Below are 14,001 nucleotides of genomic sequence, written 5' to 3' on the forward strand. Positions count from 1 at the left end.
GCGGTCAGGGTCGTATCCGGTTCAGGAACTCCTGGGTGCGAGCTTCGCGGGGGTTGTCGAGGAGTTGGGTGGGTGGGCCGCTTTCGAGGAGGCGGCCCTGGTGGAGGAAGCAGACCTGGTCGGCGATCTCGCGGGCGAACGCCATCTCGTGCGTGCAGATGAGCATGGTCATGCCCTCGGACCGCAGGTCCCGGAGCAGGTCGAGAACCTCGCCGACGAGCTCCGGGTCGAGGGCGGAGGTGACCTCGTCGAGCAGCATCAGGGTCGGTGAGTTCACCAGCGCACGGGCGATCGCGGCCCGTTGCTGCTGACCGCCGGACAGGTCGTCAGGTCTCGCATCGGCCTTGTCCCGCAGGCCGACCCGGTCGAGCATCTCCAGAGCCCGCTGCCGCGCCTCGTCCCGCGGGACTCGATGAACGCGGATCGGCGCCAGCGTGACGTTGTCGAGCACGGTCAGGTGCGGGAACAGGTTGTACGCCTGGAACACGATCCCGATCCGCGACCGGATCCGGTCCGCGTCCACGCGGGGATCGGTGATGTCGACGCCGTCGAGCTCGATCACGCCGTCGTCCACGACCTCGAGCAGATTGACGCACCGCAACAGCGTGGACTTCCCCGATCCGGACGCGCCGATGAGTACGACGCACTCCCCCGGCCCGACATCCAGACCGAATTCGTCCAGTACGACGTTCTCGCCGTACGCCTTCCGCACACCGCGGAGACTGAGCAGATTCTTGGGCAAACTCATACCGGTCCCCCTCCCCCGCCGTACCAGCCCTGTCGGCGGGCGACGTAATCGGTCAGCCGGGTCAGCGGGATCGTCAGCGCGACGAACAGCAGCCCGGCCACGACGTACGGCGTGAAGTTGAAGTCCTCGGCCGTCTCCAGTTGCGCGGCCCGGATCGCATCGATGACGCCGAGCACCGCGATCAGCCCGGAGTCCTTCTGCAGGCTCACGAAGTCGTTCAGCAGCGGCGGCAGCACCCGGCGTACCGCTTGGGGAAGGACGACGAAGCGCAACGTCTGCCGGTAGGTCAGCCCGAGCGACCGCGCCGCGGCCCGCTGCGACGGATGCACCGACTCGATCCCGGCCCGGAACACCTCGGCGACGTACGACGAGTACGTCAGGACGAGGGCCGCGCCGCCCCAGATCACCGCCTGGTTCGGCAACCCACGCAACTGCAGAGCCGGTACGCCGAAGCCGAGCAGGAAGATGACGAGCAGCAAGGGCAGGCCGCGGAACACGTCCGTGTAGGCGGCCGCGAACACCCGGAGCGGGAAGAAGATCGGCCCCCGCAACGTCCGCATGATCGCCAGTGTCAGCCCGAACACGACGATCAGCACCGCGCAGACCAGCATCACGCGGACGTTCAGCCAGAGGCCCTCGGCAACGACCGGCAACGCCTCCCAGCCGCGGTGGACGTCGAAGAACGTCGCCCGGACCCGCGGCCAGCCCGGCGTGGAACCGATGCCCACGACAACCAACGCGAGCAGGATCACCGAGCTGACCACCGCGATCACGGTCGACCGCCGCGCCCGCCTGCGCCGGTACGCGATCCGCTCGAGCTGCAGCGCCGACGGTTGCCAGGTACTCACGAGAGTTCGGGCGCGCCGGACTCGGTCAGGTACTGCTTCTGCAGGTTCGCCAGGGTGCCGTCGGCCTTGAGCGCGTCGACCGCCTGCGTGACGCAGCCGGTCAGCTTCGAGTTCTTCTCGAGCACGAACCCGAACTGCTCCGCCTGTCCGCCGGCCGGCAACTGCCCGACGATCTTGCCGTTGTCGAGCTGCGCCGCGGTCATGTAGAACGCGGTCGGCAGGTCCACGACGATGCCGTCGATCTGCTTGTTCTTGAGCGCCTGCACGGCCAGGTCGTTGGTGTCGAACACGGCCGGCTTCGGCTTGGGCTTCACCTGATCGCGCAGTGCCGTGTAGCTCGTCGTACCGACCTGGGCCCCGAGTTTGGCGTCGGCGAGGTCGGCGACGGACTTCGCGTTCGCGATCTTGCTGCCCGCGGTGGTGATCACGGTCTGGCGTACGTCGTAGTACCCGGACGAGAAGTCGACGGCCTTGCGGCGGTCCTCGGAGATCGACACCTGGTTGACGTCCAGGTCGAACACCTTCGGGCCGGGTGCGAACGCGGTGTTGAACTGCACCGTCTGCCACTTCACCGCGGCCTGCTCGAACCCGAGCTTCTTCGCCACCGCGTAGGTGACCGCCGACTCGTACCCCTTGCCGTTGCTCGGGTCGTCGCCGCTGAACCACGGTTCGTACGCCGGCTTGTCGGTGCCGACCGTCAGCGTGCCGGTCGTCTTCACCGCCAGCTTGTCCTTCGCACAGGCATCCGCACCCGACGGCGTCGAGGCCCCGGACGAGCTCTCCTCCGGCGCACACGCCCCCAGCCCCACGACCGCCAGTACCGCCAACCCCACCACAGCACGCGTCCTCATGGGCAGAACTCTAAGACCTGCGACGGTACGCCGTGGGGCTTGATCCGGTGTGCAGACGGAAGCGGGTCGCGAAGTAGAGCGGGTCCGCGTACCCGACCTGGCCCGCGACCGACGCGACCGACCGGCTGGTGAGCTCCAGGAGCCGCGCCGCGGCGTCCAGCCGGCGGCGCTCGACGAACTGTTGCGGGCTGACGCCGAGCTGCTCACGGAACAGGTGCGCGAACCGTGACACGGACAGATTCACGGCACGCGCCAGCCGCGGTACGTCGAGGCTCGCGGTCAGGTCCTGGTCGATCAGCTCGATCGCGCGCAGTAGCCGGTCGTCGATCTGGACAGCCTTCGGGTTCTGGGTGTCGCACCACAGCAGCGCCGCCTCCAGTGAGTTCGCGCTGAGCTGCTCGGCCTGCGGCAGGACGCTGTGTTGATGCCGTACGGCGTCGCGCAGGTGGTCGGCGATCCGCTCGAAGGTCGGTGCGGCGGGGTGGAGCTGAACGATGCCGGGAGCAACTTCCGGCCAGTCCAGCAGCGGCAGCCAGTCCGGTTTCGGGTGCATGTGCGCGTACCGGAAATGCCAGCGGTCACCGACCGTAGCGTAGTCGTGCAGGGTGCGCGGGCGGACCAGGGTGACGCTGCCCGGCTCGGCCGCGACCTGACCGAATCGTCCCTGGCCGTCGAGGGTCTGCACCAGCAGCCAGTCGGTCGTTCCGCGCCGCCGATACGTCGCGTACTCAGGGCCTTCGTCGAACTCACCGGTCACCAGCCGGCGCACCACCGGATGCGGCGCCTCAGCAGGATATCGAAGGTTCACAGCTCGATACCTTATCGCTGCGCCCGGCTCGCCCGCCGCATCCTGGAGTCATGACAGTGCTAATGCCACGCCTCCGGCGCGGCGGGTCATGGGGCTGGAACTCCCGGCCTTCCCTCGTCGCTCCGGTCGCTTCGCTCCCTCCGCTCCTCAGTCCAGGCCGGGAGGCCCCATGACCGTCGTGGACATCTACCAGCGGGACGGCATCGTCCAGGTCCCCCAGTTGCTCGAACCCGCCGAGGTCGAGCGGATCAAGACGGTCTTCATGGAGCAGGTCGCGGTCGACCACTCGCTCGCGATCGACGACGGCGTACCGGACGACGACCCGCTGGCGAAGTACCCGCGGTTCGTGCACCCGCACCGGGCCGGCGACACCGAGGCAGGGAAGGTCGCGATGGAGCTGATGCTCGACGACCGGATCCTCGATGTCGTCCAGGCGCTGATCGGTCCCGCGCTCGGCGCCCAGTCGATGTTCTACTTCAAGCCGCCGGGCGCCCGCGGGCAGGCGCTGCACCAGGACAACACGTTCCTGCGCGCCGACCCGGAGACCTGCCTCGCGGCCTGGATCGCGGTCGACGACGTGGACGCGGACAACGGCGGGCTGGCGGTCGTTCCCGGATCGCACAAGACCGAGCTGGTCTGCCCGGAGCCGGCCGACCTGACCGAGTCCTTCACCAGCGTCGAGGTCCCGATCCCCGACGGCCTCACCAAGGTGCAGACCAAGATGAAGGCCGGCGACGTCCTGTTCTTCCACGGCAGCGTCGTCCACGGCTCCCGCCCGAACGCCACCGACGACCGCTTCCGGCGCTCGCTGATCTTCCACTACATCCCGGAGGACAGCGTCGAGATCGCGGCCTTCTACAACCCGTTGGTCCGCCTCGACCGCCGCGAGACAGTCCTCCCCGAAGCCATCGGCGGCGGCCCCTGCGGCGACTACGCCCAAGCCGAGCCGTAAACCCGCCTGACTTCGACAGCCAGGCTCAGCGGTCGCGGGTGTGGCCTCGGTCCGTCGGGGTGCTGCCCGAGCCGTCGCGTGCGCCGGATGCCGTGGCCGGGGCCGTGATCCCGTTCGGCGGGGCGATGCCGGACCCTGCGACGCGCTGGGTGGCGGCGAGGCGGGCGTCGATCCGCTGATCCGGTCCCGGTTCGCGGCCGTGGTCCTCGGGCGCGGCCCGCGCCGCCTCCCGCAGCATCGCTTCGCTGACCGCGTCCCGCACCGGTTCGGCCACCTCGGGCTCGTGCCGGAGCAGTCCCCTCGCCGTCTGCCGGAACTGCTCCTGCTCGGCCGGCGTCGGCGGGCGGTCGCGCTCGTCGATGATCGCCTGCCGCGCGCCGGGCTCCCGCTCCATCGTCCCGTCAGGCAAGCGGTGGTTCTCGAACAGCACGTTCCCGTCCCGGTCGACGACGTAGATGTCGTCGACGTACGCCTGCGACTCGAGCGCATGCGCCGCATCCGGCGCGCCCCGGTACGCCTGATCGTGCAGTCGCGGATCCACCCACCGGCCGACGCCGTTGGCATCCACAGCTTCCTGGTACCGGTCCGCCACGCCGAGCAGACTGTTCGCGTCGTTGGTCGCGACGTAGACCACCGCGACGCGGTATCCCTGGTTGGCGAATCCGTCCACCCACGGCTTCGCTCCCGGCTCCCACGACAGCGGTGCGCTCGCCACGACGTCGTACTGCGTCTCGCCTGTGGTCAAGTGGTCGACACAGCGCCGATGCAGGTCCCGCGGCAGGTTCTCGTGGACGTCCCGATGCGCGTCGATCCGCCCCTTGCTCAGGATCGCGCGGTACCGCGGATGTGCTTCGGCGTTCTCGTCGAAGTCGTACGACGCGGTCGTCTGCTCACCGAGCGCGCGCTGGACGAGCCGTTGCGTGGTCGACTTGCCCGCGGCCGGCTGCCCACCGATCAGCACGGCCAACGGCCGAACGCCGGGAGCCCGCCTGGGTCGCTCCCGCGGCGTGATCTCGGCCAACCGCTGGTCGACGACCGCCGCGGACTCGGCCGGCGTCAGCGCAAGGTCGCTCATTCCCCGAGTTCTGCTCGCAACCGGGACAGGACGCCCGGATAGGTCCGCAGTACGTCGGCCCGCTCCGCGTCCGTCATGCCCACGTGCCGGCGGAACTCGTCGGTGTAGAACGTCCGCTTCGCCTCGAGCTCGGACTTCCGGGCTTCATCGGCCTCGAGGGCGATCAGCGAGTTGTAGCACGTCAGCACACCGCGGATCAGGTTGTAGACGCGCTCGCGTTCTTTCCGTTCCGCGTGGCTCAGCGGAGGGATGAACTGGCCACCTAGCGCCTCTGTGATGTGCTTTTTCGGCTCCTCCGGCATGGCGCCAGCGTAGCGGGCTCAGTTCGGGTAGTCGCGGAATCCGCGGCCCGTCTTGCGGCCGAGGTAGCCGGCGGTGACCAGGTGCTCCAGCAGCGGGGCCGGGGCGAAGCCTGGCTCGCGGAACTCCAGGTACAAGGTGCGCTGGATGGCGAGCGAGACGTCCAGCCCGACCACGTCGAGCAGAGCGAACGGGCCCATCGGGAGGCGGCAGCCGAGCTTCATCGCGGCGTCGATGTCGTCGACGCCGGCGTAGTGCGCCTCCAGCATCCGGACCGCGTCGTTCAGGTACGGGAACAGCAGCGCGTTCACGATGAAGCCGGCCCGATCGCCACAGCGCACCGGGTGCTTGCCGGCGGCAACGGCCACGGCGGCCACCGTGTCGGCGACCTCAGCTGTGGTGCTGACGGTGCTGACGACCTCGACGAGCTGCATCACCGGCGCCGGGTTGAAGAAGTGCAGCCCGACCACGTCGCCCGGCCGCTTGGTCGCCATCGCCAGGTCGATCACCGGCAGACTCGACGTCGTGGTCGCCAGGATCGCGCCCGGCTTGCAGATCTCGTCGAACGTCTCGAACAGCGCCTGCTTGACGCTGAGCTCCTCGACCACGGCCTCGATCACCAGGTCGACACTCGCCAGGTCGTCGAGCTTCGCCGTACCGGTCACCCGGCGCAGCGCCGCGTCCCGCTCCTCGGTGGACAGCTTGCCGCGCTGGACGCCCTTCTCCAGCGAACGCTCCAGCACGCCGCGGACCCGGTCGACCTTCTCGGTACCGCGGGCGACGTACAGCACGTCGTACCCGGCCTTGGCGAGGACCTCGACGATGCCGACCGCCATCGTGCCGGAGCCGACGACACCGACCTGCTTGACCGTGCGGATCAGCACACCGTCCGCCGACACGACCGGGGTGCTCTCGTCGTCGACCACGACCGGCGAGTCCGGCGACTCGTAGGTGTAGAAGCCGCGCCCGGTCTTCCGGCCGAGCAGGCCAGCGGTCACCATCTGCTTGAGGATCGGGGCCGGCGCGTGCAGGCGGTTGCGGCCCTGCTTGTACATCGTGTCGAGAATCTCGTACGCCGTGTCGAGGCCGATCAGGTCGAGCAACGCCAGCGGACCCATCGGGTACCCGCAGCCGAGCCGCATCGCGGCGTCGACGTCCTCACGGGTCGCATAGCGGGACTCGACCATGGAGACCGCGTGGTTCAGGTACCCGAACAGGAGCGCGTTGGCGATGAACCCGGCCCGGTCCGCCGCGACCACCGGGACCTTGTCGAGCCGGCGGGCCAGCGCCTGCACGTCCTCGACCACGTCCGGCTCGGTGACCACGGTCTTGATCACCTCGACGAACTCCTGCACCGGCGCCGGGTTGAAGAAGTGCATACCGACCACGCGCCGCGGGCGCTGGGTGGCGACGGAGATCTCGGTGACCGACAACGACGAGGTGTTGGTGGCCAGGATCGCGTCGTCGCGGACGACCTTGTCCAGCGCGGCGAAGATCTCGCGCTTCAGCTCGAGCCGCTCGACGACGGCCTCGATCACCAGGTCGCACTGCGCCAGCGCCTCCAGCGACGTGGCGAACGTGACCCGGTCGAACAGCGTCTGCTGGTCCTCGACGGACAGCTTGCCGCGCTTCACGGCCCGGTCGGTCGAGTGCTGGATGTGCCCGCGGCCGCGCTCGACGGCTTCCTCGTCACGCTCGACACCGACGACCGTCAGGCCGTTGCGCGCGAACACCTCGGCGATCCCGGCGCCCATCGTGCCGAGACCCACCACACCCACCGTCGTCAATTCCCGAGCCATGCTGTGCACTATGCCAGTCCGGGCACTGGTCCGCCCATGAGCTGGGTCACCGGCGAGGGCAACCTCACACACCTCCTGACCTCGCGGCAGCCGATAGTTAAGCGCATGCTCGCCCGGATCCTGGCCGCCGCCGCAGCCCTCTGCCTGCCCGCAACGGCGGCCGCGGCGGACCCAGGCTCGGCAGCTCCGGGCGCCGTGGTCACCGCGCCGGTGGTGGTCGTCGGCATCGCCGGCCTCACCTGGGACAACCTGACCGAGGACGGCTCACCGACGCTGTGGAGGATGCTCGGCGACGGAGCCGATGCCGCGGCGATGACGGTCCGCACCGTGCACTCGCCGCCGTGTCCACTGGACGGCTGGCTCTCCCTGTCGGCCGGACGGGCGGCCACCGATCCGCAACCGCACCGCGAACACGACTGTACGGCGATCCCACCGGTGGCCGGCGGCACCGTCGACGGCTGGGCCGGGCTGGTCACGGCACAGCACGCGTCCGTTTACGACCCGACCCTCGGCCTGCTCGGTACGACGCTTGCCGACAGCAACGTCTGCGCCACCGCAGTCGGTCCTGGCGCCGCGGTGGCCCTTGCCGACTGGCAGGGCCGGGTGGCCAGGTACTACGACACCGCGCGGACCGCCCGGTGGGACTGCCCGGTGACCGTGGTCGATGCCGGCGTACTCGATCGCCGACGCGACCCCGGACGAGCGCTCCGGCAGGCCGACGACACGGTCCGCGAGGTGCTCGAGCGTGCGCCGTCCGATGCGACCGTGATCGTCCTCGGCGTCTCCCAGCCGGTGCACTCGACGCTGGCGATGAGCGCCGTACTGGTCACCGGCCCCGGCACGGGCGACCAGCTTCTGACCGCGCAGTCGACGCGGTGGCCGGGCATCGTGCGGTTGCTCGACATCCCGTCGACGATCGTCGGCGCCGTCGGCGTGGCCGAGCCCAACGACTTCACCGGCGCACCACTGATCGCCGCAGGTCACCGCCCTTCGGCGGAGGAAACCGCCAGGAAGCTCGGCGACGTCACCCAACGTGACCGCGATCTGCGCCGGAGTTCGGGCTGGTTCGTCAACGGCTTGGCCGCGGCCGTCCTGCTGGCGATCGGTGCACTGGCGTTGCTGCGGCGCTCCGGGCGCGACACGCGGGCGGCCGAGTTCGGCCTGCTGGTGCTCGCCGCGCTGCCGTTGTGTTCGTACCTGGTCCGGCTCATCCAGTGGTGGCGCTGGCCCGTGCCGTTGGTGGCGTTGTGGCTGGGGATGCTCCTCGGCGCGGTGGCGACCGCGCTCGTTCTCCGGCGGCTGCCACGGACCGTCACTGTGCTGTCAGGTGTCACGGTCGCCGTCCTCGCCCTCGACGCGGTCACCGGCACGGTCCTGCACCACGGCAGTCCGCTCGGACCGTCACCGCTCTCGGGTGGGCGGTACTACGGCTTCGGCAACACCACGTTCGTCGTGTTCGCCGTCCACGCCGTGATCTTCGCGGCCGGCGTCGCGCGGTGGCTGAGGACCCGTTCCGGTACGTCGGTCGCGGCCGGAGCCGTCGCAGCGATCGGTGTGGTCACGGTCGCAGTCGACGCGTGGCCCACCTGGGGAGCTGACGTCGGCGGCGGATTCGCGATCGTCCCGGCCTTCGTCCTGCTCACGCTCGACGTCCTCGGCCGGCGGATCGGCATCGTCCGCCTGCTGCTCACCGGCGCCGCCGCGGTCGCCGCGGTCGCCCTGATCAGCGTGCTCGACTGGCTTCGCCCGGCCACCTCACGCTCACACGCCGGGCGGTTCGTCGAGGATCTCTTGCACGGCGACGGATTCGACGTTGTGACCCGCAAGGCCGGCTACGCCATCGGCTCGCTGTCCGCCGGACCGCACCTCTGGCTCGCGGGTGCCCTGCTGCTGTACCTGATCGCTGTCGTGGTCGCGCGCCGCCAGGTGGCGCCGGCCTGGTTCGAACGGGCCGTCGCCCGGAAGAGGTACCTCTGGGGCTGCTTCGTCGCCGTCGTGACCATCGCGGCCATCGGCTCGGCTGCCAACGACTACGGGCTGCGCATCGCCCTGCTGACCTTCGCCGTCGCCGGGCCACCTCTGGCGCTGACGATCGCCCGGACCTGGACGGATCACCGGCGAGGCTGAGTCAGGCGGATTCCTCCACCACCACCGGGGTCTCCATCCACCCCTCGAGCAGCCACCACGGGTCCGGTGCGCCCTCGAGCGCGGCGGCGATCGGACGCGGCCGGAGATCGCAGGCGGCGAGGTCTGTGACCGGTAGCCACACCGCGCGGTAACTCCCCCGCTCCGAGTCCGCCGGGCTGTCCAGCTCCGAACCGTCCCCGGTTCCGAACTCGCCGCCGATCACGTCGGCGACGAAGTAGTGCTGCGTACTGTCGCCGAAGTGCACGACCGCGACGGCAGCACGGATCTTCACCAGCAGACCGAGCTCCTCGTGGGTCTCCCGGCGCGCGGCCTCCGCCGGGCTCTCCCCGTCCTCGACCTGACCGCCGGGCAGCACGTGGTACGTCCGCCCGTCGCGGACCCGCTCGATCGCGGCGATCCCGTGTTCGCTGAGCAGTACGACGCCCGCGCGGATCACGATCGCGTCGCCAGGATCTGGAACCAGGTGCCGATCTTCGAGTCGCCGCGCTCCAGCCGCGCGACCGTCCATCCGGTCGCGGTCAGCAGTTCACGGAGCGGATCTTCCTGCCAGAGAACGAAATGCCGCGGCAGGTCCAGGTGCCGGTTCGACCATTCCTCGCCCTTGCCCTCCCGGGTCGCGAACGCGAGCACCGGCGCGGAACGGGCCGCGTTCCGCAGTACGCGGGCCAGCTGGGCGCGATCGAAGTGCAGGAACACCGCGCTGGCGTACACCGCGTCGTACGGCCCGCCGAAGTCGTCGGTGATCGCGTTCAACCGGTCGGCGGCGTACCCGTCGGATCGCATCATGTCGACGAACGCCTGCGTCGCGTCGGTACGGCGTACGACGTACCCGCGGCTCTCCAGCTCGATCGCGTCCTTGCCGGTGCCGCTGCCGAGTTCGAGCACCTGGCCGCCCGGTGCGAGACGTTCGCCGAGCAGGTCGATCAGCGCGCGGTTGGGGTCCTTGGGGATCGAGTCGCGGAACTTGCCGGCGGCCTGTTCGTACGCCGCGAGCGTGACCTCGTTGTCCGAGGCGACCCGCGTCCAGCCGTCGCCGGTGTGCTCGACGACAGCGGGGAGATCGAGGCCGAGATCCAGCCCGAGGACGACGACGGTCTCGCCGCGATGCAGGTCCGCGATCGACCGCAGCTCGGCGTCCGGCTGCTGCGTCAGCTCCGGTACGACGGTCAGCCGCACCGCGAGCGCCTCGGCCAACCGAGCACCCGCGGCCGCCTCGAACGAACCGGCGTACACCTGCGCGATCCGCTCACCGACCACCGCGTCCTGAACGTCACCGGGCAGCAGCAGAATCCGGGCGGGACACATGAGATTCATCGGGCGACGTACTCCAGGTCCTTCGGTGTCAGTGTCACCACCTTCCCACTCCGGTGGCCGAGTGCACTACCGTGCTTTCTCGTGCGCTTGGTGATTGCTACGTGTTCTGTTGACTACTCGGGGCGGCTGACGGCTCATCTGCCGATGGCGCCGCGGCTGCTGATGGTGAAGGCGGACGGGTCCGTGCTGATCCACGCCGACGGCGGGTCGTACAAACCGCTGAACTGGATGTCGCCGCCGTGCAAGCTGACGGAGGACGAGGGGGTCTGGAGCGTCACCAACAAGGCGGGTGAGGAGCTGCGGATCACCATCGAGGAGGTGCACAGCGACACGGCGTACGAGCTCGGGACGGACCCCGGCCTGATCAAGGACGGTGTCGAGGCGCACCTGCAGGAGCTGCTCGCCGAGCACGTCCAGACGTTCGGCGAGGGCTGGACGCTGGTACGCCGGGAGTACCCGACCGCGATCGGCCCGGTCGACCTGCTGCTCCGCGACGCCGACGGCAAGCACGTCGCGGTCGAGATCAAGCGCCGCGGCGAGATCGACGGGGTCGAGCAGCTGACCCGGTACGTCGAGCTCCTGAACCGCGATCCGCTGCTGGCCCCGGTCCGCGGTATCTTCGCCGCCCAGCTGATCAAGCCGCAGGCACAGTTCCTCGCCACCGACCGCGGCCTCGACTGCCTCACCGTCGACTACGACGCCCTCCGCGGCATGGAGTCCGACGTCCTCCGCCTCTTCTGAACAGGAGCAAGTCCGATGACGTCCACCCCTCCGGAACCGCCGAACGCGCTCGACTGGATGGTCTGGCTGATCGTCCCGCTCGGCGCGCTGGTGGCGGTCCTGGTCGTCGTCCTCGTCGTTCTGCTCAGCCGCAAGCGCCGTACAAACTCCTGACAATTCAACATATTTGCCCGATTTCGGGCAGGAGCTTTGCGTTGACCCCGGAAACACTGCATGGTGGACGCGTGATCAGTGAGGCGGCGGCCGTGGAGCCGGTCGACGAGCTGGCCGATCAGGTCAGCCGCACGACCGGACTGTCGGCGGATGTCGCGCGGCGCGTGGTCGCCGACGTACTGGCCTACTTCACCGAGACGACCGAGGAGTACGTCCGGCGCCGGCACCGTGAGCTGCAGACCTACGGCGCCCGCAACGACGAGATCTTCGCCCGTCTCGGCACCGAGCTCCGGCACTGGCCGGTCCGCTCACCCGAACTCTCCGCCCGCCAGCTACGACGGATCGTCTACGGCTGACGCGGGTCTGTTGAACGACAACCTCCGAAAGGCATGAACACATGTGCGGAATCGTCGGGTACGTCGGCACCAAGCCGGCCGCGCCCATCCTCGTGGACGGACTGGCCCGCTTGGAGTACCGCGGCTACGACTCGGCAGGTGTCGCCGTCCTCGGGTCCAGCGAGCTGAAGGTGCACAAGGACGCCGGCCGGGTCCGTGAGCTGGAGGCGTCACTGCCGAAGCGGTTCGGCGGCAAGCTCGGCATCGGCCACACCCGCTGGGCCACCCACGGCGGCCCGAGCAAGGACAACGCGCACCCGCACGCCAGCGGCAACGAGCGGATCGCGGTCGTGCACAACGGCATCTTCGACAACGCCGGCGCCATCCGCTCGCAGCTCGAGGACGCCGGCGTCAAGCTGCGCTCCGAGACCGACACCGAGGTGCTCGCGCACCTGATCGAGCAGGCCGACGGCGCCACCCTCGAGGAGAAGGTGATGGCCGCCCTGCGCCGGATCGAGGGCACCTACGGCATCGCCGTGATCGACCTCGACTTCCCGGACCGGATCGTGGTCGCCCGCAACGGCAGCCCGCTGATCCTCGGCATCGGCGACGGCGAGATGCACATCGCCTCCGACGCGGCCGCGCTGATCCGCTACACCCGCCAGGTCGTCTACTTGGACGACGGCGAGCTGGCCACCGTTCGCGCCGACGGCTACCGCACCTTCACCCAGGACGCGTCCCCGACCACCAAGACCGCGAAGACGGTCGAGTGGGAGGCCGAGGAGTTCGAGCGCGGCCTGCACGAGCACTTCATGATGAAGGAGATCCACGAGCAGCCGGACGCGGTCGGCCGGGTCATCCGGGGTCGTCTGGACGAGCGCTTCCACACCGTGCACCTCGGCGGCCTGAACATGGACGCCCGCGAGGCGCGGGAGATCAAGCGGGTCAAGATCCTCGGCTGCGGTTCGGCGTACTACGCGGGTCAGATGGGCGCGCAGTTCATCGAGGAGGTCGCGCGGATCCCCGCCGACGCGGAGCCGGCCTCGGAGTTCCGGTACCGCAACCCGGTCGTCGAGCGGGACACGCTGTACGTCGCCGTGTCGCAGTCCGGTGAAACCCTCGACACGCTCGTCGCGGTGCAGGAGCTGAAGCGCAAGGGCGGTCGGGTGATCGGCCTGGTGAACGCGGTCGGTTCGAGCATCGCCCGCGAGGTCGACGGCGGCGTGTACCTGCACGCCGGCCCGGAGGTCTCGGTGGCGTCGACGAAGGCGCTGACCAACATGGCGGTCGGCTTCGCGATGCTCGGCATCCACCTCGGCCGGATCCGGGACGTCTCCCCCGCCGACGGCCGCCGGCTGATCGAGGGCCTGAAGAAACTGCCGGCGGACATCGCCGCGATCGTCGCCCAGGAGGAGGAGCTGGCCAAGATCGCCGGCCGCCTCGCCAAGCACGAGAGCCTGTTCTTCGTCGGCCGGACCCGCGGGTACCCGGTCGCGCGCGAGGGTGCGCAGAAGCTCAAGGAGATCTCGTACCGGCACGCCGAGGCCTACCAGACCTCCGAGCTGAAGCACGGCCCGCTGGCGCTGATCTCGCCGGACGTGCCGAGTGTCGCGATCGTCCCCGACGACGAGCTGCTGGACCGCAACATCGGGGCGCTGCACGAGATCGGCGCCCGCTCCGGCCCGCTGTACGTCGTCACGCACCCGGGCGTCGAGGTACCGGACGGGGTCGCGGCGAAGATCGTCGTACCGAAGAACGAGCCTGAGCTGGACCCGATCCTGCTGACGATCCCGCTGCAGATCATCGCGTACTACGCCGCGGTCGCGCTCGGCCACGACGTGGACAAGCCGCGCAACCTGGCGAAGTCGGTCACCGTCGAGTAGCGGACCGCCACGCCATCACAATCGCAACACCATGACAACGAATGGC

At 69.7% G+C, this 14,001-nt stretch carries 15 protein-coding genes; 6 read left to right on the forward strand and 9 right to left on the reverse strand.

Going from position 1 to position 14,001, the window contains the following annotated elements; genetic code table 11:
• Positions 1 to 4: 4 nt before the first annotated feature.
• The 4 genes from OHB24_RS41930 to OHB24_RS41945 are packed head-to-tail and all read right to left on the reverse strand — an operon-like array spanning position 5 to position 3,255.
• Entirely contained in the window at positions 5 to 748 is a 744-nt protein-coding gene (locus tag OHB24_RS41930) for an amino acid ABC transporter ATP-binding protein (protein ID WP_327636550.1), read from the reverse strand.
• Positions 745 to 1,596 carry an amino acid ABC transporter permease gene (locus OHB24_RS41935; protein ID WP_327636551.1) on the reverse strand — a complete coding sequence of 284 codons (852 nt, stop codon included), beginning with the start codon at positions 1,594 to 1,596 and terminating at the stop codon, positions 745 to 747. The genes OHB24_RS41930 and OHB24_RS41935 overlap by 4 nt, the downstream gene beginning before the upstream one ends.
• Positions 1,593 to 2,447 carry an ABC transporter substrate-binding protein gene (locus OHB24_RS41940; protein WP_327636552.1) on the reverse strand — a complete coding sequence of 285 codons (855 nt, stop codon included), beginning with the start codon at positions 2,445 to 2,447 and terminating at the stop codon, positions 1,593 to 1,595. Before OHB24_RS41940 ends, OHB24_RS41935 begins: the two co-directional genes overlap by 4 nt.
• A gap of 10 nt (positions 2,448 to 2,457) precedes the next feature.
• Positions 2,458 to 3,255, reverse strand: coding sequence for a helix-turn-helix domain-containing protein (locus tag OHB24_RS41945; protein WP_327636553.1), 798 nt, complete (start codon positions 3,253 to 3,255; stop codon positions 2,458 to 2,460).
• A 169-nt stretch (positions 3,256 to 3,424) separates the two neighbouring features.
• Between OHB24_RS41945 and OHB24_RS41950 the strand changes: the two genes are divergently transcribed.
• Positions 3,425 to 4,207, forward strand: coding sequence for a phytanoyl-CoA dioxygenase family protein (locus OHB24_RS41950; RefSeq protein ID WP_327636554.1), 783 nt, complete (start codon positions 3,425 to 3,427; stop codon positions 4,205 to 4,207).
• A gap of 25 nt (positions 4,208 to 4,232) precedes the next feature.
• Here the strand turns inward: OHB24_RS41950 and OHB24_RS41955 are convergent, their stop codons facing one another.
• Genes OHB24_RS41955 through OHB24_RS41965 form a run of 3 tightly spaced genes read right to left on the reverse strand, consistent with a single transcriptional unit; the run spans position 4,233 to position 7,381 of the window.
• Positions 4,233 to 5,282 carry a zeta toxin family protein gene (locus OHB24_RS41955; protein ID WP_327636555.1) on the reverse strand — a complete coding sequence of 350 codons (1,050 nt, stop codon included), beginning with the start codon at positions 5,280 to 5,282 and terminating at the stop codon, positions 4,233 to 4,235.
• Positions 5,279 to 5,584, reverse strand: coding sequence for a hypothetical protein (locus tag OHB24_RS41960; protein WP_327636556.1), 306 nt, complete (start codon positions 5,582 to 5,584; stop codon positions 5,279 to 5,281). Before OHB24_RS41960 ends, OHB24_RS41955 begins: the two co-directional genes overlap by 4 nt.
• Positions 5,585 to 5,602: 18 nt before the next feature.
• Positions 5,603 to 7,381: a 3-hydroxyacyl-CoA dehydrogenase family protein gene (locus OHB24_RS41965; RefSeq protein ID WP_327636557.1), complete on the reverse strand. Its 1,779-nt coding sequence runs from the start codon at positions 7,379 to 7,381 to the stop codon at positions 5,603 to 5,605.
• Between the two features lie 36 nt (positions 7,382 to 7,417).
• Here OHB24_RS41965 and OHB24_RS41970 point away from each other — a divergent pair, with 36 nt between their 5' ends.
• The gene (locus tag OHB24_RS41970; RefSeq protein ID WP_327636558.1) at positions 7,418 to 9,508 is read left to right on the forward strand and encodes a hypothetical protein; all 2,091 of its coding nucleotides are present in this window, start codon (positions 7,418 to 7,420) and stop codon (positions 9,506 to 9,508) included.
• A gap of 1 nt (position 9,509) precedes the next feature.
• Here OHB24_RS41970 and OHB24_RS41975 read toward each other — a convergent pair whose 3' ends face one another.
• Together OHB24_RS41975 and OHB24_RS41980 are read right to left on the reverse strand one after the other, a co-directional pair.
• Complete coding sequence (locus tag OHB24_RS41975) at positions 9,510 to 9,965, reverse strand: NUDIX hydrolase (protein WP_327636559.1); 456 nt, start codon at positions 9,963 to 9,965, stop codon at positions 9,510 to 9,512.
• The gene (locus OHB24_RS41980; protein ID WP_327636560.1) at positions 9,962 to 10,843 is read right to left on the reverse strand and encodes a class I SAM-dependent methyltransferase; all 882 of its coding nucleotides are present in this window, start codon (positions 10,841 to 10,843) and stop codon (positions 9,962 to 9,964) included. The genes OHB24_RS41975 and OHB24_RS41980 overlap by 4 nt, the downstream gene beginning before the upstream one ends.
• An 81-nt stretch (positions 10,844 to 10,924) precedes the next feature.
• Here OHB24_RS41980 and nucS point away from each other — a divergent pair, with 81 nt between their 5' ends.
• The 4 genes from nucS (at position 10,925) to glmS (ending at position 13,955) form a co-directional block, all read left to right on the forward strand.
• Positions 10,925 to 11,584 (forward strand): endonuclease NucS, encoded by a 660-nt coding sequence (gene nucS / locus OHB24_RS41985; protein WP_131347256.1) that lies wholly within the window; start codon positions 10,925 to 10,927, stop codon positions 11,582 to 11,584.
• A 15-nt stretch (positions 11,585 to 11,599) separates the two neighbouring features.
• Entirely contained in the window at positions 11,600 to 11,737 is a 138-nt protein-coding gene (locus OHB24_RS41990) for a hypothetical protein (protein ID WP_327636561.1), read from the forward strand.
• Positions 11,738 to 11,808: 71 nt separating this feature from the next.
• Positions 11,809 to 12,093, forward strand: coding sequence for a hypothetical protein (locus OHB24_RS41995; protein ID WP_238151128.1), 285 nt, complete (start codon positions 11,809 to 11,811; stop codon positions 12,091 to 12,093).
• A 41-nt stretch (positions 12,094 to 12,134) separates the two neighbouring features.
• The gene (gene glmS / locus OHB24_RS42000; protein WP_131346542.1) at positions 12,135 to 13,955 is read left to right on the forward strand and encodes a glutamine--fructose-6-phosphate transaminase (isomerizing); all 1,821 of its coding nucleotides are present in this window, start codon (positions 12,135 to 12,137) and stop codon (positions 13,953 to 13,955) included.
• Positions 13,956 to 14,001: the final 46 nt, after the last annotated feature.

Source organism: Kribbella sp. NBC_00482 (assembly GCF_036013725.1).
Lineage (GTDB): Bacteria > Actinomycetota > Actinomycetes > Propionibacteriales > Kribbellaceae > Kribbella.